This window comes from Parajatrophihabitans canadensis (genome assembly GCF_053764775.1).
In genome coordinates this window covers 1,203,026-1,224,276 of sequence record NZ_CM132445.1, presented here as the reverse complement: position 1 = coordinate 1,224,276, position 21,251 = coordinate 1,203,026, and the positions used below count along the sequence as shown (strand labels likewise).

General features: G+C 62.4%; 22 protein-coding genes. 9 read left to right on the top strand and 13 right to left on the bottom strand.

Features of this window, described 5'->3' with window-relative positions:
* Positions 1–84: 84 nt before the first annotated feature.
* Positions 85–1,227, top strand: coding sequence for an amidohydrolase family protein (locus ACSMXN_RS05975; RefSeq protein ID WP_035944508.1), 1,143 nt, complete (start codon positions 85–87; stop codon positions 1,225–1,227).
* Positions 1,228–1,242: 15 nt separating this feature from the next.
* Positions 1,243–2,070 (top strand): SDR family NAD(P)-dependent oxidoreductase, encoded by an 828-nt coding sequence (locus ACSMXN_RS05970; RefSeq protein WP_022914930.1) that lies wholly within the window; start codon positions 1,243–1,245, stop codon positions 2,068–2,070.
* Here the strand turns inward: ACSMXN_RS05970 and ACSMXN_RS05965 are convergent.
* Positions 2,032–2,658 (bottom strand): TetR/AcrR family transcriptional regulator, encoded by a 627-nt coding sequence (locus ACSMXN_RS05965; protein WP_455407770.1) that lies wholly within the window; start codon positions 2,656–2,658, stop codon positions 2,032–2,034. The genes ACSMXN_RS05970 and ACSMXN_RS05965 overlap by 39 nt on opposite strands.
* Positions 2,659–3,062: 404 nt before the next feature.
* Here ACSMXN_RS05965 and ACSMXN_RS05960 point away from each other — a divergent pair, with 404 nt between their 5' ends.
* The 4 genes from ACSMXN_RS05960 (at position 3,063) to ACSMXN_RS05945 (ending at position 6,376) form a co-directional block, all read left to right on the top strand.
* Entirely contained in the window at positions 3,063–3,890 is an 828-nt protein-coding gene (locus ACSMXN_RS05960; RefSeq protein ID WP_022914932.1) for an SDR family oxidoreductase, read from the top strand.
* Between the two features lie 37 nt (positions 3,891–3,927).
* On the top strand, positions 3,928–4,356 hold the full coding sequence (locus tag ACSMXN_RS05955; protein ID WP_022914933.1) for a VOC family protein: 429 nt from the start codon (positions 3,928–3,930) through the stop codon (positions 4,354–4,356).
* A 72-nt stretch (positions 4,357–4,428) separates the two neighbouring features.
* Complete coding sequence (locus tag ACSMXN_RS05950) at positions 4,429–5,565, top strand: amidohydrolase family protein (RefSeq protein WP_022914934.1); 1,137 nt, start codon at positions 4,429–4,431, stop codon at positions 5,563–5,565.
* Position 5,566: 1 nt separating this feature from the next.
* Positions 5,567–6,376 (top strand): hypothetical protein, encoded by an 810-nt coding sequence (locus tag ACSMXN_RS05945; RefSeq protein ID WP_022914935.1) that lies wholly within the window; start codon positions 5,567–5,569, stop codon positions 6,374–6,376.
* A 25-nt stretch (positions 6,377–6,401) separates the two neighbouring features.
* On the opposite strand, the gene ACSMXN_RS05940 is transcribed toward ACSMXN_RS05945, so the two are convergent.
* The 8 genes from ACSMXN_RS05940 to ACSMXN_RS05905 form a co-directional block, all read right to left on the bottom strand.
* Entirely contained in the window at positions 6,402–7,199 is a 798-nt protein-coding gene (locus tag ACSMXN_RS05940; protein ID WP_051149012.1) for an SDR family oxidoreductase, read from the bottom strand.
* A 54-nt stretch (positions 7,200–7,253) separates the two neighbouring features.
* Complete coding sequence (locus ACSMXN_RS05935) at positions 7,254–8,027, bottom strand: glucose 1-dehydrogenase (protein ID WP_027139847.1); 774 nt, start codon at positions 8,025–8,027, stop codon at positions 7,254–7,256.
* Positions 8,024–8,707, bottom strand: a complete 684-nt coding sequence (locus ACSMXN_RS05930) for a TetR family transcriptional regulator (RefSeq protein ID WP_022914938.1) — start codon at positions 8,705–8,707, stop codon at positions 8,024–8,026. Before ACSMXN_RS05930 ends, ACSMXN_RS05935 begins: the two co-directional genes overlap by 4 nt.
* Positions 8,707–9,738 (bottom strand): phosphotransferase family protein, encoded by a 1,032-nt coding sequence (locus tag ACSMXN_RS05925; protein ID WP_022914939.1) that lies wholly within the window; start codon positions 9,736–9,738, stop codon positions 8,707–8,709. The genes ACSMXN_RS05930 and ACSMXN_RS05925 overlap by 1 nt, the downstream gene beginning before the upstream one ends.
* Positions 9,735–11,018: an acyl-CoA dehydrogenase family protein gene (locus ACSMXN_RS05920; protein ID WP_022914940.1), complete on the bottom strand. Its 1,284-nt coding sequence runs from the start codon at positions 11,016–11,018 to the stop codon at positions 9,735–9,737. Before ACSMXN_RS05920 ends, ACSMXN_RS05925 begins: the two co-directional genes overlap by 4 nt.
* A 160-nt stretch (positions 11,019–11,178) precedes the next feature.
* On the bottom strand, positions 11,179–12,012 hold the full coding sequence (locus tag ACSMXN_RS05915; protein ID WP_022914941.1) for a patatin-like phospholipase family protein: 834 nt from the start codon (positions 12,010–12,012) through the stop codon (positions 11,179–11,181).
* A gap of 55 nt (positions 12,013–12,067) precedes the next feature.
* Complete coding sequence (locus ACSMXN_RS05910) at positions 12,068–12,850, bottom strand: glucose 1-dehydrogenase (RefSeq protein WP_022914942.1); 783 nt, start codon at positions 12,848–12,850, stop codon at positions 12,068–12,070.
* 49 nt (positions 12,851–12,899) lie between these two features.
* The gene (locus ACSMXN_RS05905) at positions 12,900–13,742 is read right to left on the bottom strand and encodes a VOC family protein (protein ID WP_155958506.1); all 843 of its coding nucleotides are present in this window, start codon (positions 13,740–13,742) and stop codon (positions 12,900–12,902) included.
* A gap of 396 nt (positions 13,743–14,138) precedes the next feature.
* Here ACSMXN_RS05905 and ACSMXN_RS05900 point away from each other — a divergent pair, with 396 nt between their 5' ends.
* A complete protein-coding gene (locus tag ACSMXN_RS05900) occupies positions 14,139–15,047 on the top strand; it encodes an SDR family NAD(P)-dependent oxidoreductase (RefSeq protein WP_022914944.1) in 909 nt (302 codons plus the stop codon).
* A gap of 177 nt (positions 15,048–15,224) precedes the next feature.
* Here ACSMXN_RS05900 and ACSMXN_RS05895 read toward each other — a convergent pair whose 3' ends face one another.
* Genes ACSMXN_RS05895 through ACSMXN_RS05885 form a run of 3 tightly spaced genes read right to left on the bottom strand, consistent with a single transcriptional unit; the run spans position 15,225 to position 17,899 of the window.
* The gene (locus ACSMXN_RS05895) at positions 15,225–16,010 is read right to left on the bottom strand and encodes an FAD:protein FMN transferase (protein ID WP_022914945.1); all 786 of its coding nucleotides are present in this window, start codon (positions 16,008–16,010) and stop codon (positions 15,225–15,227) included.
* Positions 16,007–16,519, bottom strand: a complete 513-nt coding sequence (locus ACSMXN_RS05890; protein ID WP_022914946.1) for an FMN-binding protein — start codon at positions 16,517–16,519, stop codon at positions 16,007–16,009. Before ACSMXN_RS05890 ends, ACSMXN_RS05895 begins: the two co-directional genes overlap by 4 nt.
* Before the next feature lie 9 nt (positions 16,520–16,528).
* Positions 16,529–17,899 (bottom strand): ferredoxin reductase family protein, encoded by a 1,371-nt coding sequence (locus ACSMXN_RS05885; protein ID WP_022914947.1) that lies wholly within the window; start codon positions 17,897–17,899, stop codon positions 16,529–16,531.
* Between the two features lie 199 nt (positions 17,900–18,098).
* Here ACSMXN_RS05885 and ACSMXN_RS05880 point away from each other — a divergent pair, with 199 nt between their 5' ends.
* Both ACSMXN_RS05880 and ACSMXN_RS05875 read left to right on the top strand, forming a co-directional pair.
* Positions 18,099–18,824 carry a response regulator transcription factor gene (locus tag ACSMXN_RS05880; RefSeq protein WP_022914948.1) on the top strand — a complete coding sequence of 242 codons (726 nt, stop codon included), beginning with the start codon at positions 18,099–18,101 and terminating at the stop codon, positions 18,822–18,824.
* Positions 18,821–20,299, top strand: coding sequence for a sensor histidine kinase (locus ACSMXN_RS05875; protein WP_022914949.1), 1,479 nt, complete (start codon positions 18,821–18,823; stop codon positions 20,297–20,299). The genes ACSMXN_RS05880 and ACSMXN_RS05875 overlap by 4 nt, the downstream gene beginning before the upstream one ends.
* 39 nt (positions 20,300–20,338) lie before the next feature.
* On the opposite strand, the gene ACSMXN_RS05870 is transcribed toward ACSMXN_RS05875, so the two are convergent.
* The gene (locus ACSMXN_RS05870; protein WP_022914950.1) at positions 20,339–21,103 is read right to left on the bottom strand and encodes a VIT1/CCC1 transporter family protein; all 765 of its coding nucleotides are present in this window, start codon (positions 21,101–21,103) and stop codon (positions 20,339–20,341) included.
* Positions 21,104–21,251 lie beyond the last annotated feature (148 nt).

Genomic DNA, 21,251 nt, shown 5'->3' with positions numbered 1-21,251 from the left:
ACAGCGCGCAATTGACAGAAGTCTTCTACGGTTTAAGTATGAGGGCACGCATTGCGAGCTACACGGTCGAAGGAGATGACAACGATGCAGCAGAAAATCTGGGCGAACTCCGGCGACTCGCACTTCCTGGAGCCAGCAAATCTATTTGACGAGCGGCTGCCGAAGAACCTAGCTGAGCGCATGCCACGCGCGGTTAAGAGCGAGTCGGGTGACTCAGAGACGGTCTACATCGATGGCCAGGTGATTCATCGCAAACTGCCCCGACCGCTCAGGGACGGCGAGCACGCCGGAGAGACGATCAACACCCTGTCCTCCCGGCCGCCAGGTTCCGGCGACACTCGGGAGCGGTTGAAGGACCTCGATCAAGAGGGCATCTGGGGAGAGGTCGTATTCCCCTCTCTTGGTATGTGGGCGAACATGATCAAGGACCCAGCTCTAATCCGCGAGGGTGCCAAGGCACTCAATGATTGGGCGCTCGAAGAGATCCAGGATGTCTCGCCGAATCGCCTCGTCGCCACCGCGATGCTTCCCTTGGCCGACATCGGTGATGCGGTGGCTGAAGTCCATCGGGCGGCGGCGATGAATCTGCGCGCCGCGTATCTGCCGACAGTCCCGCCGCACGGCCAGCCGAGTTACAACCACGATGTCTGGGAACCTTTGTGGGCGGCGCTGGAGGAGACCGGCATGATCCTTACGATCCACATCGGAACGGACGGTGAGACGGTCATGTACCACGGTCCCGGTGGGGCCGTATTGAACTACGTAGACACGACCTATGGCGGTCAGCGCGCCACTACCCAGTTGATCGCCGGCGGCGCGTTGGATCGGCATCCCGATCTTAAGGTGCTCATCTCCGAAGGCGGGGCCGCTTGGGCACCGTTCCTCGGCGACCGGATGAACGAGGGCTATCGCCAACATGGAATGTTCGTTCGACCCAAACTCTCGCTCCTGCCGAAGGAATACATCTACCGGCAGGTCTACGTTTCGTTCCAACATGACGAGACCGCGGTCGATGCTGTCACTTCAATGGGATATCAAAACGTGATGTTCGGAAGTGATTACCCTCATCTGGAAGGTACCTACGGCCATACCCAGAAGACGCTCGGCGAGTTGTTCAATGGCGTCGATGAGCAGGTTCGGCATCGCATCACAGTGGGGGCATTTCTTGACCTTTTCCCACACGTCGGCGAACCTCCGGGCAACCAGAAAGACCTGGTTGACGCGTAATCGTCTCAACAGGTCATGCCACATGGTGAGCTTGCCGGGCGCGTAGCGCTGGTCACTGGTGCCGGTCGAGGAATCGGCCGTGCGCACGTGATCGCGCTCGCCCGGGCCGGCGCCAAGGTCGTCGTAAATGACGTTGGCAAAGACGTCGACGGCTCGGGCGCTACCGCGACCGTGGCTGAAGATGTCGTCAAGGACATCAACGATGCGGGCGGCACCGCGGTGGCTGACTATTCAGATATCTCGTCGTTCTCGGGTGCGGCGCAGGCAGTGGCCACCGCTGTGACTACGTTTGGCCAGATCGACATCGTAGTGAACAACGCCGGCATAGTTGGTGGAGGTCTGCTCCCGGACATAGAAGAGACCTTCCTGCACAAGATGTTCGATGTGCATTTAGTCGGCACGCTTGGAACTATGCGAGCCGCCCTGCCGCATATGTGCGAACGAGGCTGGGGACGCATCGTCAATACAGTGTCGGAGGTCGCCCTCACGCCCACTGGCGGCGGCCCCCTTTACGGTGCTGCCAAGGCTGCCGTGTGGTCGGCCACTCTCGCGGCCGCCGCCGAATACTCGGGGTCTGGAATCACGGTCAACGGTCTTTCCCCAGGTGCCAGAACACGGATGTCCGCTGAGACCATCGATAAATCGTCATCATCGAAGCTGCTCGACCTTGATCCCGCTCATGTCGCCGCCGCCCTCGGCTACCTGGTTTCAGACGAGGCTGCCGACATCTCAGGGCACATCATTCACGTCGCTGGCATCCATATCCGTGAATATCTGCCGGTCCGAAGAACCGCCGACACCGACTTAGTCCGACGCCTGAATGCGGCGCTGAAGACTGCCTGATGCGCCGCTCAGAATCATGTCCTGAGGACCGGTCACAGGTCGAAGCGCCGCCCGACAGAATCGTAAGACGTACTCGCATGCCTCGCCTGCGGTAAAGGCGGACCGGCCATCACGACATCTGCGGATGGTCTCAACGCAAATCGCGTAGATAGTGGCGGCATCGGGTTCAGGGCTGGTTCCCTGCAGACTCCCCTGGGCGTGACCTCGCTCCAGAGCCTCCAAGAGCGGGGCGGTCATGACCGCTACGCAATAGTCGTGCGCTGGACCTGGTCCGATACGTGATGCCGGCGAGGCGTCAACCATCACGATTCGCCGCGCCTTGCGCGGGTCACATGCGAGGCCAACGAGCTCTCGCACCCACGCTTCGACCGCATTCCACGGCAAGGTCGCGGCAGTCATATGCTTGCGAATGCGCACGGCGGCGCGCTCGGAGTCGCGGCGCTGGACGGCCGCGACAAGGTCGACCTTCGAGTCGAAGTGCCGGTAGAACGCTCGCGTCGCCAAGCCGGCCTCCGCAAGGATCTCGTTTAGCCTCACATCGCGGAGGTCATCGCGTTTCATCACTACTTCGGCAGCACGCAGCAGCATCTGCACTTCGGTCGCAGGATCATATTGACGTCGACGCCCGCTGTGGCGTGCGTTCACCCCTCGGCCTGGGGCGGAACGGCAAGTATCGCCGTCTGACGGCGCACGCTCTCAGGCGCGAGGCTCGAACTACGCTTCCCTCTCGCAGCACCTATCCGACCGCGTACTGCAATGTACATAATCATTACTCTAAAGCCTGCATGCGCTAAGCACGAGTTCTCTCCCACAATCTGGCGGCGATCACGCAAAGACCGCGAAGCCTGCTCGCATACTGCGACTAGCGTGGAGCGAGCCGTTCCGATTCCGCCATATCTTTGCTATCTTTCCAAGGGTTCCGCAAACCTCGCAGCTGGTCGTCAGACTCAAGCGATCAGCTGGGCTCTTGGTTGTCGAAAGGTAACGAACTCATGGCAATTGGAACTCCCTTGGACGGTAAGGTCGCGGTCGTCACAGGGGCTGGTGCAGGTATCGGTAAGGGCAGCGCGCGGGTACTCGGCAGGCAGGGGGCGAGCGTACTGGTAGCCGACATCGACGGTCGGCGCGCTACGGACGCCGCAGCCGATCTCGCATCAAGCGGAATCGAAGCGACCCCTTTCACGGTAGACGTATCGGACGAGGCGGGAATGCAAGCGCTGATGGCCGCAGCGGTGGAACGCCATGGCCGCTTGGACATCCTGCACAACAACGCCGCGCTTACATCCGCCGACCACGTTGCCCGAGATTTGGACGTTGCGCGAATGGACGTCGATGTCTGGGATCGAACGATGATCGTCAATCTGCGCGGAACCATGCTGGGCTGCAAGCATGCCGTGCCCCATATGCTGGCGGGCGGTGGCGGATCCATCATCAACACTTCTTCTGGCTCCGCATTCCGCGGCGATATAGGCAGGACCGCCTACGGCACATCAAAGGCGGCGATCATCGCGCTCTCCAAATACGTTGCCGCTCAATACGGTCCAGACGGCATACGGTGCAATGTCATCGTGCCGCGAGCGGTTTCGCCCGAGAGCCGTCCATCCGGCCTTCCGGAAGAAGTCAGAGAGCGCATGGCGTTGCTGAACCTGGACCCTTTGGCTCGGAAAGGTACGCCAGAGGATGTCGGACGGGCTGTTGCCTTCCTAGCCAGCGACGAAGCCAGTTGGGTCACTGGGGACGTGCTCTACGTCGATGGAGGCGCTCAGGCGATCGCGCCGTGGTGGGCCGCATCGCGGCATGCCTACGAGGAGGAACGATGAGGGTCCACTCCGGAGCGCTGTTTTACGGGACATACGAATGAATCTCGTCCTTACCGGCGAGCCTCCGGACGTCGCCATTACAGCCAGAGACGCGGACGCTCTGGTCCACTTCTACGGGCAGGTTCTTCGCCTACCGCTCAACAAAATGCTTGACTGGCCGAACCACCATGCCAAGGTTTGGTTTTTCTCAGTTGGAAAGGGCCACCTGAAGATCGTTCACTTCGATGACGTACCGACCCTTGCGAATCCCTCGGGAGGAAATCGCGCTGCCAGTGGGTTCCGGTACGTGACGATCCACGTGTCCGACGTCGACGAGGCACTGCGTGGTATCGAGGAGGCAGGCGGCAGGGTTCAGCGCGCACCACAGACGCACGGCGACTCACGGGTGGCCTTCCTCGAGGACCCCGAGGGAAACACGATAGAGCTCGTGGCACGAAGCATCGTCAACTCACCCGGCCGTCGGTAGTTGGTCAACTCCAACCAATGACCACGACATTTCCATCGCAGCCTATTCATCGACACCAGTTGGGAGAACAGCATGGAGCAGAAGGTCTGGGCAAACTCCGGCGATTCACACTTCCTTGAGCCGGACGACATTTTTCAGCAGACACTGCCTCCCGCTCTGGCCGAGCGAATGCCCCGTTCGGTGAAGAGCGCGGACGGAAGCATGGAGACCGTATACATCGATGGTCAGGTTCTCGAAAGAAAGCTCCCCCGCCCAGTACGGGAAGGTGAGTTCAAAGGGCTGACAATCGGCGCCCTTGGCAGTCGGCCACCAGGGGCGGGAAACACGCACGAACGACTCAAGGATCTCGACGAAGAGGGCATCTGGGGCGAGGTCGTGTTTCCCTCGGTCGGCATGTGGGCAACCATGATCAAGGACCCGGAACTAGTCCGAGCGGGAGCATCAGCCCTCAACGATTGGGCGCTTGCAGAGATACAGGACGTGGCGCCCGGTCGTCTGATCCCGACCGCGACCCTTCCCTTGCTCAACGTCGAGGATGCGGTCGCTGAGGCTTACCGATCGAAGTCTCGCGGCTTCTATGCCGTGTTCATGCCGACAGTTCCGCCGCACGGTCAGCCGACCTACAACCACGACTACTGGGAGCCGTTGTGGGCGGCGCTCGAAGAGACCGGTCTCGTCTTCGCAATACATATTGGGTCCGGTGGTGAAACCGTGGTGTTTCGCGGCCCCGGCGGAGCCGTTCTCAACTACGTGGATACGACCTATGGTGGGCAACGTGCAACGACACAGTTGATCGCCGGTGGCGCCCTGGACCGCCATCCAGACCTGAAGGTCTTGATCTCCGAAGGTGGTGCCGCTTGGGCGCCCTTTCTCGGGGACCGCATGAATGAGGGCTATCGGCAACATGGAATGTTCGTTCGACCCAAACTTTCGATGATGCCGAAGGAATACATCTATCGGCAGGTGTATGTCTCCTTCCAGCACGACGAGACCGCGGTAGATGCTGTCGCTTCGATGGGGTACCAGAATGTCCTGTTCGGCAGCGACTATCCCCACCTCGAGGGAACGTACGGTCACACTCAGAAGACCCTCCATGAGCTTTTCCACGGCGTGGACGAGAAGGTTCGACACCGCATCACAGTCGGTGCGTTCCTCGATCTCTTCCCCCACGTGGGCGAACCGCCTGGAAACGTCAAGGCGATAGGTTAGCGTGACCGGAGCCGCCCCGGGGTTCGCTGAAGAACACCTGTATCAACGGCTCGGCATTGTCTCGCGAGCGCTCGACGAGTCATCCGGTGAAACCTACCTGCCCATCAATGATGGCCTCCGCTCTGGCGGTCTGCTTCGAGCTGCGCCTCTAGGACTGGCGTTCGAACACTCCTTTGCTACCTATGCCTTTGACACGATCCTCGCCGTGCCAACCGAGATCTCTCTGCACATTCGCGACAACGGACTCGGTGTCGAGCTGGCGCGATCCGAGACGCGCATCGTGCGGCTCGGCCGGAGCCAGGTGGTGACAGAGGGAGAGATCCGGGATGCCCATAGGCCAAAAAGGCTCATAGCATTCGGGACGATTACCTGGGCCGTGACTGGCGACGCGGTGGCCGGCGGACCGAGCGTCGGCACGCCTGACCTGCCGACGGATGACGCCTTTTCCGCACAGCCTTCAGTTGCCGTCCTAGACGCTGTCGGCATCGAGCATCTTCCTGATGGCTGTCAGATCGCACAGGTGACACCGGCAATCGCCGGTCCTGGCGGCATTCTGCACGCGGGCGTATCGCAGCTCCTCTGCGAGGAGGAAGCGCTGCTGGTCGGTAGAAAGGCCTGGAGCGATAGACACGTATCAGTCGCCGATTGCACGTATAACTCTCTGTCAGCCGGAAAGGTCGGCCCGTTCGTGGCGCAGTGTGAGGTGATGGCGCGCGACGGCAGCAGTATCGATTGCCGCGTGTCGGTCCGGGACCGCGGCAACGCCAATCGACCAGTTTGCTACTCAATCATCCGTGTTTGCAAGGTCTAGCGGTCGGCCCCACACCGCGTGTGAGCTAATCTTCACCGCGCATTCGGCGCAATCGACGGCTGGTTCCAGCGATCCACGCGTCGTAGTCGTTCGCCTTGCGGATGAACGACTCGCCGACGCGTGAGTGCGGCAACACCAGAAACTGACCCGCAGCCATAGCTTTCAAGGTCAGCTCAGCACACTCCTCGGGTTCAACAACATCGCCGATGTTGGCAGTCACCGAATCATCGCGGCGCCGCGATGACGATTCGTCATCCTCGTTACGCCCCAGCATCCCGGTGTTGACAGCATTCGGACACAAGCAGGTGATAACGATACCGAGATGGCCATAATTCAGCGCGAGCCATTCTGCGAACCCAAGCGCACCGTGCTTGGTCAGTGTGTAGCCCATACCGGATGGTCCGGTTATCAATGCTGCGGACGAGATCGTCTGCGTGATGTACCCAACCCCTCGTGCCACCATGCCAGGCACGACTGCCTGGGCCGCCCACACGTGCGCTAGCAGATTGACATCGACGATCCGCCCTATCTGATCCCGACGCGAGGCCAACCCGTCGCCGAGATCAGAGAACCCGGCGTTCGAGCAGAAGGCGTGCACTGGACCGAACGCAAGCTCAGCCTGCAGGACGAGTGCGTTGATTGAATCGGGATCTCCGACGTCGCACACAACCGCCAGACCACCTATACGTTCGGCGACTTTGACCGCTCGAGCCTCATGCACATCAGCAACCACCACCCGGGCGCCCACCCCAGCCAGGGCCTCCGCCAGCGCTCGACCGATGCCATGGCCGCCGCCTGTCACGATCGCACAGCGATCAGTCATATCTAACTGGTCCATGTGTCTGACCCCTGCTTTCAGTTGCCGTTTGTCGAATTCTCAACTCATCTGCCGATAGTTGCCGCCGTCTACACGGACAAGCACTCCGGTGACAAAGCCTGACGCGGCGTCGCTGGCAAGCCAGAGCGCGGGTCCGACAAAGTCCGAAGCTTCGCCGGCCCTGCCGAGTGGAACCCGCGCGGTATGAGCAATTCTCTCGGCGGACCAAGCCTCGGCGATGTCAGTGAGCACCGCCCCAGGGAGCAGACCGTTGCACCGCACGGTTGGTCCGAATGCCTCGGAGAGTCCGATCGTCAGCGCATTCAGTCCGGCTTTGGCACAGGAATAGACAAGTTCGTCGGCGCCTGGTCTCAACGAGCCGATCGTGCTGACGTTGATGATGCTGCCGCCGCCGGACTTGGCCATCCGGGTACCAACAAGTGTGCCAAGACGGAATGGACCCTTCAGGTTCACCGAACTGACCTTGTCGTAGTATTCCTCGGTTATCGACGCCAGATCAGGGTAGAGCGGAGACATACCCGCGTTGTTGACGAGCACGTCGCAGCGGCCGAAGGTATCGTAGATGCGCTCGACCAAAGCGGTGCATTCGTCCCATCTACCGACGTGACACGATATGCCGAGGGTCCGCTGACCGGTCGATTCAGCGATCTCGGCAGCTACCTGTTGACACGCAGTCAGCTTCCGGCTGGCGATGACGACGTCTGCGCCTGCAGCCGCAAAGCCAGCTGCAATGGCACGCCCGATGCCCCGACTTCCGCCCGTGATCAAAGCAACTTTCCCGGTCAGATCGAACATCTCCGAAGACGCGCTCACCGGACGGTCCCTGGGCGTCGGCGACGCAGATTCTGCGCGGCCAATCCGTCCTCAAGAAGCGCAAGCGCGAAGTCGACGTAATTTGCCGCGTCACCCGGTCCGCCTTCGTCTATCCAGCGCTGCCAGGCGAACGCTGCCGCCGCCCGAGACGCCGCAAATACGATACCGGGACGTGGGTCCGTGACGGGATCCAGGCCCATCCGCTTTGCCAACTCGACAATTACTCGATCCTCATCGGGTGCGATGCTCGCCGCGCGGCCACGAAGCTGAGCAGTTTCGCGGAGAAGCCGGCCAACGGTCAATATCCGCGGCCGGTCCGCCTCAGCGACAGTCGAGGTCGCGACGTAGGCAGCTCGCAACGCGGTCACCGGACCTTCTGACGATGGTCTGGCACGAAACGCCGCTAGCAGCCGTTCATCGAGATGGCTCTGGAACTGCAGAAGGAGATCATCCTTGCTGATGAAATATCGAAAGAATGTGCGTTGCGAGATTCCAGCACCGGCGGCAATGTCGTCCACCGTTACTTCGGAAAAGCCTCGCTCTGCGAACAGGGTCAGGGCGACTTTCGTGATCTCGGCAATCGCCGTCGCCCGTCTCCGGTCGGCTAACCGGGAACGTAGTGTGCCGGTCAACTCGACAGCATCTGCAGACTCGAGTTCGCCCTTGTCGACGCTGGCCATCAGATCCGCTCGCCACGTGCGAACGCCGCGGCGCCCCTGAAGAGCCTCGGCACAATGGTCGTCATGGAGTTGGAGACATCCGGCACGCCACCCGCTCGTGCCCGTGCATAGTGTCCCTCGAGTATGACTCCGAGTTTGAACAAGGCCAGTGCCTGGTAGTACGCGATGGCGGCGAGGTCGCGGCCAGTCCGCTCGGCGTAACGCCAGGCCATCTCGCCGCGTGTCGGATAGTGCTCGACCCCGCCCGCGGGTGGGCCTAGGATCGGTTCCTCACCGGGCTCGGTCCAACGGGCCAGCAAGTGCCCAATGTCGAGTAGTGGGTCACCGATTGTCCCGGTGTCCCAATCGATGATTGCTGACAACCTCGCCGGCAGGTCGGGAGCGACCATAACGTTGAATGGGCTGTAATCACCGTGCAAAATTGCGGCTGGGCTCATCGACGGGCGGTTGCCCTCCAACCAGCCACAGAGAAACTCGACCTCCGGCAGTTCCCGGCTCCGGTATTCCTCGAGTTGTCCAAGCCAGCGGGTGACCTGGCGTTCCAAGAAGCCGTGCGGTTTGCCCAGCTCTCCGAGGCCAGCCTTCTGCCAATCCACTCCAGACAGCTCCACGAGCCCGTCCACATAGGCCATTGCCATATCCCACCTGGCCGCGGGATCTATGGTGAAGGGTGGCTCCAAGCCGGCTCCCGGCGTGAAACCAACGACCTTGTCCATGATCATGAACGTCACGCCCAGAATCGATGGATCCTCACATAGCACCCTCGGAGCGGGATGTGGAACGTCGGTTCCCTCAAGTGCCGTGAGAATCCGCCATTCGCGCAAAGTGTCCGACGCGGTGGAATGAGTCTTCACGGTCGGCGGGCGGCGAAGCACCCACTGATGTTCGCCGCGCTTCAGGAAATAGAGCGCATTCGCCGTCCCGCTACCCATCCCGATACGTTCGACCGACACTGGTTCACCCGCAGCAGGCAGCTGATCGGCGATCCATGTATCGAGCGCCACGGCATCCAAGTCCTCGCCGTCGGTCACGAGATCGTCTCGTAGGCTTCGCGGCCTAAGCGCTCGACGAGCTCAGCCAGTTCCGGGTCGGCCGCCAACACTGCGGCGTACTTCTTTTTTGCGGCCTCTCGTTGGTGTGGGATGAACTGAGTGGGCCAGTCCCCCTCGTGCGGCTCATAGCCCTTCAGCACGTTGCGGGCGACGGTCACTTGATGCACCTCATTAGGACCGTCCATGATGAACTGCGTCGGTACGGAAGCCCACATATCCTGTAACGGAGTCAGGTGTGTCACGCCAAGGGAGCCGAAGACGTGGATTGCGCGGAAGACTATATCCCGCTGGATCTTCGCACAGGTGTACTTACAGGCGGCGATCTGCGTTCGCGCCGCGCGAGTGCTGGAGTTGTCGATCGTCCAAGCAGTCCAGAGGACCAGGAGTCGCAGCATGTTCAGTTCGGCGTACGAATCAGCGATCGCCTCTTGAACCATCTGATGATCGGAAATCGTTTTGCCATGTGAGGTCCGCGACAGCGCCCGTTCGCACATCATGTCGAACGCCTTTCGACAGGCCGAAACCGTACGCATCGCATGATGAATACGGCCGCCGCCCAAACGGTGCTGAGCCAATGTCCTGCCGCCCCCTTCCGGCCCCAGTAGGTGGTCCAGTGGAACGCGGACATTGTTGTAGCGGGCATGATCGTGATCGCCCGCTCCGCTCAACCACTCAACGCCGGGCGTTCCTTGCTCGACGACAAAGATCCCGTTCTGACACATCACCAGCAGTATGTCGGCGGCCTTACCAAAGCTCGTGAACCATTTCTCACCGTTTATCAGCCAATGGTCACCGTCGCGTACGGCTGCGGTTCGAAACAGCGACGGATCAGAACCACCCTGCGGTTCGGTCATTGAGAAGGCCGACCACAGTTCCTGCTCCATCAATGGGTAGAGCCAGCGCGCCTTCTGCTCGGGTGTGCCGTAGGCAGCGAGTATCTCCATGTTGCCCGTGTCCGGACCCTGGGTGCCGAAGATTACCGGCGCGGACCCATGCGCGCCGAGGACCTCGTTCAGAAGTGCCAACTTGAGTTGTCCGTAGCCAGGACCGCCCAGCTCTTCATCGAGGAAGAGGGCCCACAATCCCTCTTGCTTAACACGCTGTTTGAGCGGAGCGACCAACGCCTTCATCTTCGGGTCGCGTGACTTTGCCGCCCCCGGAAACAAGAGATCGAGTGGATCGATCTCCTCGCGACAGAACTCCTCGACCCAATCGAGCTTCTCCTGAAATTCCGGCTCAGTCTGGAAGTCCCATGCCATGAATGTCCACTCCTCAGTCGCGCGACGCTTAATTCTCCGTTACGGCAGACACTAGCAGAGATGGCAGTCACTGTCACGAACGGTTTTCATCCTATCCTGCCGGGCAATCTGTGGCCCGGGCTCACATCAGGTCGGGTGGCACCGGCAGATGACCGAACGATCAGTCGTTCCAGAAATGACCAACCTCAGCTGCGGTGCGTATACCCTGGGCCAGCCCCGTATCTACTGCGCCGAACGCATTCGCCGCACTCATCATGTCGCCACCAAAGGATCTCCTGGAATCCGCATCAGGACGAATCGTCAGCAGCTCAGAGCCTTCGACCGCTTCGTACTCTGCCGGCGGAGCCTCGGTCATCAACACAAAGAGAATTCTGTCGTGGCCCGCGGCGAGGTCCAGGAACGTCGTCGATAGGCACCCACCATCGACGTAACGGTGACCTCGAATAGTGATCGGCGGGTAGACCGCGGGCACGGCAACCGCTGCTGCTACGCCACGCACAAGGTCATCGGCAAGCTTGTGATCAAGCGCGACGAATTCCGCGGTATCGATGTCGACAGTGGTGCACACATAGTTTGGTGGCCATGCTTCGCCGTTCAAGTATCGGAAAGTCCGCAAGAATTCGTCCTCGGACATCGTCTTTGCTGCCCCTGCCACATCTGAAATACGCTGGCGGGAGGATTTCTCCGTTCGGCCTCGTGCGTGGCCGTCGTCGTAGAGGTCGCGCACTGTTTTGCTCTGCTCTGCATCGAAATTCAGAACTGCGGTCGGGCCGCCGGATTCGTAGCGTCTTTGCGAGACCCGATATCGCTCGACCTGTTTCGTGAGGTCTTGGCCCAGTGCGACCTGGACGCCGACGCCGGCACCAGCGGATGTACCGACAATCAGATCGGCCGAGCTCAGATCAACACCCGCCTGCGCCCAACTCGAAATTAGCGCAGTTTGCCAAGCGGTTCCTACAGACCCGCCGCCACCCAGTACAACAGCCTTGCTCATAGGTCCTCCTCCATCGCCCGTGCGTTACACGAGGAACGCCATAGGTTCTGCCTTGTCAGCTATGTCCAGCACCGGCAGGGTTCTTGAACAACTCACGGTCCATGACCATGCTGGCCGAGACCGATCCACCGTCGACAGGAAGATCGATGCCTGTGACATACGAACTGCGATCAGATGCCAAGTACAGAGCTGCCTCTGCGATCTCTTCCGGCCTGCCGTAGCGGGCTATCGCTATCTTCGGGGCTGGTAGATCCTGATCGCTGTGGCGCAGCATGGGAGTGTCGATCGCACCGGGTTGAATACAGTTCACTCGAATATGAAAGGCTCCGAACTCTGCCGAGGCCGCTTTGGTCAGGCCGCGCAGCCCCCATTTCGCTGCCCCATAAAGCGCCCTGCCTCCGGAGCCTCTCATAGCGGCTCCTGAGCCGATGTTCACGATCGAACCGCCGCCGACCCGCTGCATCGATTCGAGTACCGCAAGGATCCCGAGATACGGCCCCACCAGGTTCACGGCGAGCACTCGGTCGAATTCGGCTCGGGTGCTGTCTTCAATCAGCTTGTGGTGGACGATGGCAGCGTTGTTGACGAGAATGCTCGGATCCCCAAAGGTCTTTATCGCTAGCGCGACCGTCTCGGCCCATCCCGCCTCATCCGAGGCATCGAGATGGGTGAAGATGGCGTTGGGGCCGATCTCGTCGGCCACCGATTTACCAAGCGCATCCTGGATGTCTGCCACCACGACCGCTGCGCCTTCGCTGGCGAAGAGCTTCGCCTCCGCTGCGCCCTGGCCGGAGGCCGCCCCCGTGATGATCGCCACTCTGCCGTCAAGTATTCCCACGATGGACCTCCGGACTCAGGACGCGCCGCAACCTGCGACGTCGATGTGCCTAACTGCGCTGCGGGCTCAGCTCGAAGAGAGCGCCCTGTGTCTTGCTCGGGTCAATCAGGAGCGAATCTCCAAATCGCGTGACACCAACCCGGAGAGATTCGAGATAATCCCTTGCTCGCTCGATATGGATGACCGGCATTGATACACAGAAAATGCGTTCCCCGTGAGCAGCTATGTGATACGCCAACGGGGCCGCCACTTCCCCGTTAAGAACGCTTACGAACTCGACCTCGTGGTCAGCGAAGGCGACCGAGTGGCCGATCACCCCTTGGTCCGGGTGTGTTCGCAATTCGACGTCACGGCCCGTCAGGGCCGCTACGTCCAGCGCTGACGCGGCGGAGTCGCCGGCCGCGACGCGCATGGTCGCCTTACCCGAGAGGCCGAGTGGGTGTTCATCGAGCCAACGTGTCGGCTGCCAGCCAACGGCTTCCCTTGGATCACCATCGAAGTGATGTGGCGTCAGCTCCAGGCAAAGCCCATGGAGATCCTTCGGATGCGTGAACACGTAGCTAGCTGAGCGATCGGTGACCCGAATACCCCGCTCGCTCAGGGTCTCGATAGCCGAATCCAGGCTGTCTATTGTCCACTCGATCGAGTGCCAGCCTGGCTGATGGCGGTCAACCCAGCCGCCAATCGCGGTCGACGGATCCGATCCCGCGAAGAGCTCGAAGGCACCGGAACCGACGACGAAGAGCGAGTTCTCGCCACCGAATTCACGCTCCTGCCATTCGCGAAACACCTCCGCGGCGAAGATGTTGCGATACGCAGCCATAGCAGCGTGGTAGTCCGAGGCGAAATGATTGAAGTGACCGAGACGTTCGACTGTAAGCGTGGTCCGCAAGCGCGAAAACCCCTCTCAACTGATGAGATCTGCGCCGAGTTTGGAGTGGCGAAGTTCTCCGCTAACAAGATTGCTGCTGGCACGGCCGCGACGAGCCCCACTCTGCGCGTATCTGGCTTTAAAAGCTATAGCGCTATGCGACGACTCAATATGAGCTTCACGACATCTTCTGGTGCGGTAAGCCTGACCGAGCACTCCGTTGCCAGGCGACATTTCGCTTCTAGCTACGGCTGACTTCGGCCAATCTCTTCCAATGGTGCCACGTGGATAGTAGCTTTAAACTATTGCGCGGTATCTACCTCAACGCATCCACACACATCGCATCCATACACAGCGCATCCACACACCTCGACCCCGCCCGATTGCGGGTTCGTACGTTCCGGCAGGAGTAACGACATGAATACGCTCAGCGGGCGCGTGGCGATTGTGACGGGCGCGGGTCGTGGCGTCGGACGCGAAGAAGCGCTGTTCTTGGCGGCAGAAGGAGCAAGCGTCGTTGTCAACGATCTGGGTGGTGGTGGCGACGGCCAAGGTGCTGACACCACACCGGCCGAAGAGGTCGCCGCAGATATCGTCGCAAAGGGCGGTTCGGCCGTTGCCAATGCCGACGATGTTGCTGATGCCGGCGGCGCCCAGCGCATCATCGACACCGCAATCGAGGCCTTCGGGGGACTGGACATTCTGGTGAACAACGCGGGGATTCTTCGCGACCGGATGCTGGTGAACATGAGTGAAGATGACTGGGATTCGATCATGAGGGTTCACCTGCGCGGGCACTTTCTGATGACACGCGCAGCCGCCCGCTATTGGCGCGGCGAGGCGAAGTCTGAACGCAAACGCCAGGCGGCCGTCATCAATACTTCATCGACCTCGGGTCTGTTCGGCAACGTGGGACAGACGAACTATGGCGCCGCAAAGAGCGGCATCGCCAGCTTTAGCTCGATAGCCCACTCCGAGCTTCAGCCTTACGGTGTTCGGGTAAACGCAATCGCGCCCGCCGCTAGGACACGATTGACCCTTTCCAGTCCAGGAGCGTCCGAGAGGTACGAGAATCGGCGCGCGCAGGCAGACGAATTCGATCAGGACGATCCGTCAAACATCGCGCCCTTCGTGGCCTACCTCGCCACGCCAGAGTGCCCCATCGGCGGCCGGTCGTTCTTCGTACGCGGCGGTGCCGTCTATCTCTTTCAGCCGTGGGCTATCGTCGACTCGATCGTGGCTGATCATCAATGGACGGTTGAGGAACTACAGAAGACCGCCGCCCATTTCGCCGACGTCGAGTTTGCGCTGAACAAGCCGTACTGACGGCGAGATGCCGTTTCCGAAGCGCTCGCGGTCGTCGGAATGTCGGCCCTGGCCCTCGCTAGAACCGGTTACCGCTCGTGGACTGCGTAGGTCAGGCGGGTCACCTGCTGGGTCCTAGTGGTCCCCGAGCTGGGCTGGATTGCGGCACGACTGTTGCCTTTCGGTGGCGGTGGGTGTTCACGACGCGATCGCGAAGGTGGGAGACTCCCATCGGCTGCCGTCAGCGCGGATAACGAGGCCCTGATATCCGTTGAGGGTGGTTATCCAGTCCGGCGCCTGATCGCCCATGGCAAAGGCTGCGGTGGCGTACGCGTCGGCGTACGCGAGGTCCTTCCCGACGATGGTGACGCTGGCGAGCGTGGAAACGCTCGTGTGGTCGCGGGGGTTGACGATATGGGCACCTCGTTCGGCGTTGCCAGAGGTCGCAACCGCGAGGTCGGCTCCGACGACGACGGCGGCTAGCTGGCCGGTGCGAAGGGGATCTGTGATTCCGACGCGCCACGGTTCGCCGCCATTTGCCGTCCCGGTGCAGTGCACGTCGCCACCGCCGTTGACGCAGTGGTTGCGCGAGCCGGCTCGGCTGAGCAGGTCGCTGGTGTGTTGGATGGCCCATCCTTTGACCAGCCCGGATGGGTCGAGTCGGCCGCTGGCGTAGGCGGAGAAGTAGCCGTCGGTCTCGACGTCGAGTTCTACGCAGCGGGCCAGGATCTCCCCTACCTCAGGCGCGCAATCGGTGACCTCGAGTTCGCCTCGGGCGAGACGGCTGATCTGGCTGTCGGGTTTGTAGGTGGAGAACGTTTCATCAACCCAATGCAGCCATTCGATGGCGTTGTCGACGGCGGTTGGGTCACATCCGGGCGCGCGGACATCGAAGGAGAAGACGGTTCCCATGCAGTGTTCGATCCGCCTGCCTGTCCATGGCCATGAGGTCAGGTTGATGCTGGTCGCGGTGTGCCGGGTCATTTGATGCCAGCCTGATCCAGCGCGCTTTGGAGCGATTGCAGGTAGCCCTCGCTGGTGTAGGTCGCGCCGGAGATGGTGTCGATGTTGCTGCTTTGGGCGCTGAGCGTCTCCTGCAGTAACAGGGGCGCGGCTTGGCTGTTGATGTCGGCCGAGCGCCCGTCGTCGCTGGTGAGCTGCAGGAATGAGACGTTGGTGATCTTGCTGCCGTTCACGGTCACCGCGACCTGGACCGTCCCGTACCGGGTGTCTACTGCCGAGCCGTTATAGGTTTTCGCCGTCGTGGCTGGTGTCGACGCAGCCGGCGCCGGTGCTGTGGTCGAAGAACTTGGGTTCGGTCCACTGCCGGCGCTCGTCGTTGGGGCCTGACTAGCACCTGACCCGCTCGACGAGTCGCCGAGCGCAGCGGACGGCAGGGCCGCTCCGACTGTGACGTGAGTATGGGATTTGAAGCTCAGGAGCGCGACCAGCCCGAGGATCGTGCTCACGACGGAGAAGATGACTCGTTTCATGGGTTGCCTTTAGAAGCTGAAGGATTCGTGGTGGATGCGTCGGCGCGGCACGCCCGCTTTCATGAGTGCCCGGCGGGTGGTGGCCATCATCGTTTCTGGTCCGCAGAGGTACACGTCGTGGTCGCGCAGATCCGGCACGAGGTGGCTCAGTCGATCAGGCGATAGTTGGTCGCGACGGTTTGAACCGGACGGGCCCATCAGGTAGTGCACGCGAGAGCCACGGTGGTTGGCGATTGCTTCGATCTCGCCACGCAGGACGAGGTCCTGTTCGGTTCGGGCTCGGTAGAGCAGCGTGATGTCGCCCGGCCGTCCGGGCAGCGACTCGAACAATGCGCGCAACGGTGTGATCCCGACACCGCCGGCGATCAGCAGTACCTTGCGCCGGCGGCGCCGGTCGGCGGTCAGGCCGCCGTAGGGTCCTTCGGCGAACACGCGAGTACCCGGGGCAAGCGTCAACAGCGATCGACTGTGGTCGCCTCCCACCTTGACCGTGACCCGAAGCAGGTCCGGTCGCGGTGCGGCCGATAGCGAATAGGGATTCGCCGCCCACCACAGCTCGCGGGTGAGAAACCGCCAGCGAAAGAACTGGCCCGACTCTGCCCGTAACCGTGCGATCGAAGGGCCGGTGACGTAGACGGAGACGGTGTCGGCGTTTTCGCGGGTCACACCGGCCACGCGCATCGGGTACTTCACCGCTCCGTAGACCGGCACGAGCAACCGGTACCAGACCAGCAGCGCGCCCACCACGAGATACATCGCTGACCAGAGCCAGCGCGCAGGGGCGTTGCTGATGAAGTCGGCGCCGGTCGAGAACTGGTGGCTGAAGATCAGCGCGATCGCGAGGTAGGTATACAGGTGGATGAAGTGCCAGGTCTCGTAGCGCAGCTTGCGCCGGGCCGCCCTGGCTGAGCTCACCCCGACCGCGATCAGCAGACCGAGGCCGACCGTGGCCATCAGCACGTCGGGGTAGCTCGTGATGAGCGTGCTCGTCTGGTGAACGACGTTCGTGTGGGCGGTGACCGAGTAGCCCCAGATGATTAAGAGCGTGTGTGCGACCGACAGGCAGACGGTGTACCGGCCGCCCATCGCGTGCCAGCGGGCCAACCGGTCCGCCCCGACACCGCGATCCAAAGCCGGTACCCGCGCCATCAGCGCGAGGAGGACGACGATGGCGTAGCCCGCCCACAGGCCGGTCAATCGGCCGGCGTTGGTCAGCCAGTCGCCGAGACCGTGGATGGCGAAGGTGTCGTGCCACCACAGAAAGGTCACCGCCGCAGCACCGACCGCAATCAGCGTCAGAGCAACCTCGGGTGCGACGTGCGGTGGCGGCGCGGCGCGCGTGCTCGCGGGCGTTGCGCGGGTCGGTGCGGTCACGGTCACCAGGCCCGTCCTCTCATCCCGGGCGGTCGTTCGTTACCGCCAGAAACAACTGTGGCCGGTGTTGCTCTGCGAATGCTCTGCGGATGCTGTGCCCGAACTAGTCATGCGAACTTCCCCCGCGCAGTTTGAGGTCAGCAGCTGAGCTGGCTCAGAGGAAACCCAGAGGTGAATTCTGCACTTGGTGGGTCATGCTGGTCGCGTGAGCGAACCCGCATCGCCCCTGCTGGGCGCCGACGGCGAGACCTTGCGCGCCCTGATCGTCGAAGACGAACCCAACCTGGCTGACGTCCTGGTCCGGATGTTGACCTTCGACGGCTGGTCCGCGGTCCAAGCCCGCACCGGCGCCACCGCGCTGACGCGGGCCCGTGAGTTCAAACCGGACGTTGTCGTGCTGGACGTGATGCTTCCCGACGCGAGCGGACTTGACGTCCTGCGGCAGTTGCGTGAGCACAATCCGGCTGTCTGCGTTCTCTTTCTCACCGCGAAGGACTCCCTGGAGGACCGGATCGCCGGGATCACCGCCGGCGGGGATGACTATGTGACAAAGCCGTTCAGCTTCCAGGAAGTTTCCGCGCGACTGCGCGGGCTGGTCCGGCGCGCGGGACTTGCCCGACCGACGGAGGGCGGCGGTCTGGTCGTCGGCGATCTGCGGATGGACGAGGACGCGCACGAGGTCCGGCGCGGCGAGAAAGTCATCGACCTGACGGCGACGGAGTTCGAGCTACTGCGGTTCCTGATGCGTAACCCGCGCGTCGTGCTGTCGAAAGCGCAGATCCTCGACCGGGTCTGGAGCTATGACTTCGGCGGCGGCGGCCATGTCGTCGAGCTCTACATCAGCTACCTCCGCAAGAAACTCGACAACGGCGGACCGCCAATCATTCACACGGTCCGAGGCATCGGATACGTCCTCAAGCCGGCCACGTGACCGAGCCGACTGACCGGGTTCGCCGAGGGATCAGCGGGCGGATACATCGGTTGAGTCTGCGCAGCCGACTGACCGCGGTTCTGGTCGCCCTGCTGCTGTTCAGTTGCGCGGTGTTGACGGTAGTGACGTCGCTGGCATTGCATGCTTACCTCGTCAACCGCCTCGATCAACAACTCGTGCTGGCTGGCGACCGTTACGCTGTCTCCCTCGAGCACCCCAACGACCACGACGCCGACAACGACTTCAGCGCGGTGGTGGGCCAGGCGAGCGGCACGCTCGGTGCGCGGATCGCTGGCGGCGTCGTCACGGACGCCGGCATCGTCACCGACGAATCAACCACCCGTACCGTGTCGTCCGCCGACCGCGCCGTCCTCAGCCATCTGACTGTCGGCGGCCCACGCGACGTGCATCTGCCCGACTTGGGCGAGTACCGGGTGATCGTGACCGCAGGCCGCGACAACGACCTGCAGATCACCGGCCTGCCCAAACGTGGCGTCGATGACACGATCGCCCGTCTCACTCTCATCGAGACGGTCGTCTTTGTCATCGCGGTGGCGCTGACCGCGGTCGCGGGCGCTCTCTGCGTCAAGCTGACGCTTCGGCCTCTGGATCGGGTGTCCCGCACTGCCCGCAAGGTGACCGACCTGCCCCTGGGCAGCGGACACGTCCAGCTTCCGTCCCCTCTGGTGAACACCGCCCCCGGCACCGAAGTCGGGCAGGTCACCGACGCCGTCAACAGCATGCTCGAACACGTAGAATCGGCTTTTACCGAAAGGCAGAACTCCGAGACCCTGCTGAGGCAGTTCGTCGCCGACGCCAGTCACGAACTCAGAACACCGGTTGCCGTGATCCGCAGCCACGCCGAATATGCCCAGCTGACCGGCCGAGATCTCGGGCCCGACGTCGAGGAGGCCCTCGGGCGGATCAGCGCCGAGTCGATCCGCATGGGCGCACTCGTCGACGATCTGCTGCTGCTAGCCCGGCTCGACTCGGGTCGCCCCCTCCAGCACGCACCGGTCGACCTCACTCGAATCGTGCTCGACGCGGCCCTCGACGCCCAAGCCCTCGACCCACAGCATCACTGGCAGCTCGACCTGCCAGAGCGCGAGATCATCGTCAGCGGTGATGAGAACTCGCTACGGCAAGTCGCCGTAAACCTGCTCGGTAACGTCATCGAGCACACCCCATCCGGTACCGAAGCCACCGTCACTCTGCGCGCAGGCGAACACGACGTCACGCTCGTCGTCGCCGACAACGGAGCGGGCATACCCCCCGCGTTCCTCCCCCACATCTTCGAACGATTCGCCCGCGCCGACAGCGCCCGCGAACACACCAGCGGCGAAAGTGGCCTGGGGCTCGCCATCGTCGAGGCCATCGTCCAAGCCCACGGCGGCGCCGTCACCGCGACGAGCGAACCCGGCGCGACCGCCTTCACCCTGCGGCTGCCGCGAGCGGCAGACACCAAGAGCAGCTAGCGCGACGTCGAACGGGCGTAGCGGCCGATCGTCGGCGGGTCACCCCAGTGCGTTTCCGAAGGCTGAACCGATCGCGTACGTGACGGCGAGACCGAGAACGCCGCCGATCACGAGGCGTAGTACCGCCCGGCGTACGTTTGCGCTGCCCAAACGGGCAGAAACCGCGCCCGTGATTGCCAACGCGATGAGCACGGCGATGAAGGTGACGGGTACCCGCCAAGCCTGCGTCGGCAGCAAGATGGCAATCAGGGGCAGCGCCGCACCGATGGTGAATGAGATTGCGGATGCGCCGGCCGCCTGGATCGGGTTCGGCATGTCGTGCGGGTCGATATGTAGCTCGGCGTCGAGATGCGCGGCCAGCGGATCATTCGCGGTGAGCTCGGCCGCGACCTGTTCCGCGGTCCGCGCCGAGAGGCCTTTGGCTTCATAGATCGCGATGAGCTCGGCGAACTCCTCGTCCGGCATTGTCGCCAACTCGCGCTTTTCCTGTCTCAGTTCGGCCGTCTCGGCGTCGCGCTGGCTATTCACGGAGACGTACTCCCCCAGCGACATGGAGACTGCCCCAGCGACCAGACCGGCGAGCCCGGCGGTGAAGATCGGTCCGCGCGAAGTGGTCGCCCCCGCTACGCCGACAACAATGCCTGCCACGGACACGATGCCGTCGTTGGCTCCGAGCACGCCAGCGCGCAGCCAGTTCAGCCGCCCGGCCATCCCCGAGGCGTGCGGCTCGTCGGCATGAGTGGCCGCGCCCGACTCAGCGGCAGCGACCTGCTCCGCAGTGGGCATCTCTGCCTCGTCTGCCATACGCCGCCTCCTCGATCGTCGTGATCGGTCACGTACCCGAGGAGAACGACGAGCAGGTGGCGAGCGGCTATCAGGGCCGACCACGACCCGACCTCGGCGACCTCATCCACCGTATCGACTCGCGCCGCCGGGAGCCAGGTCGTCGAAG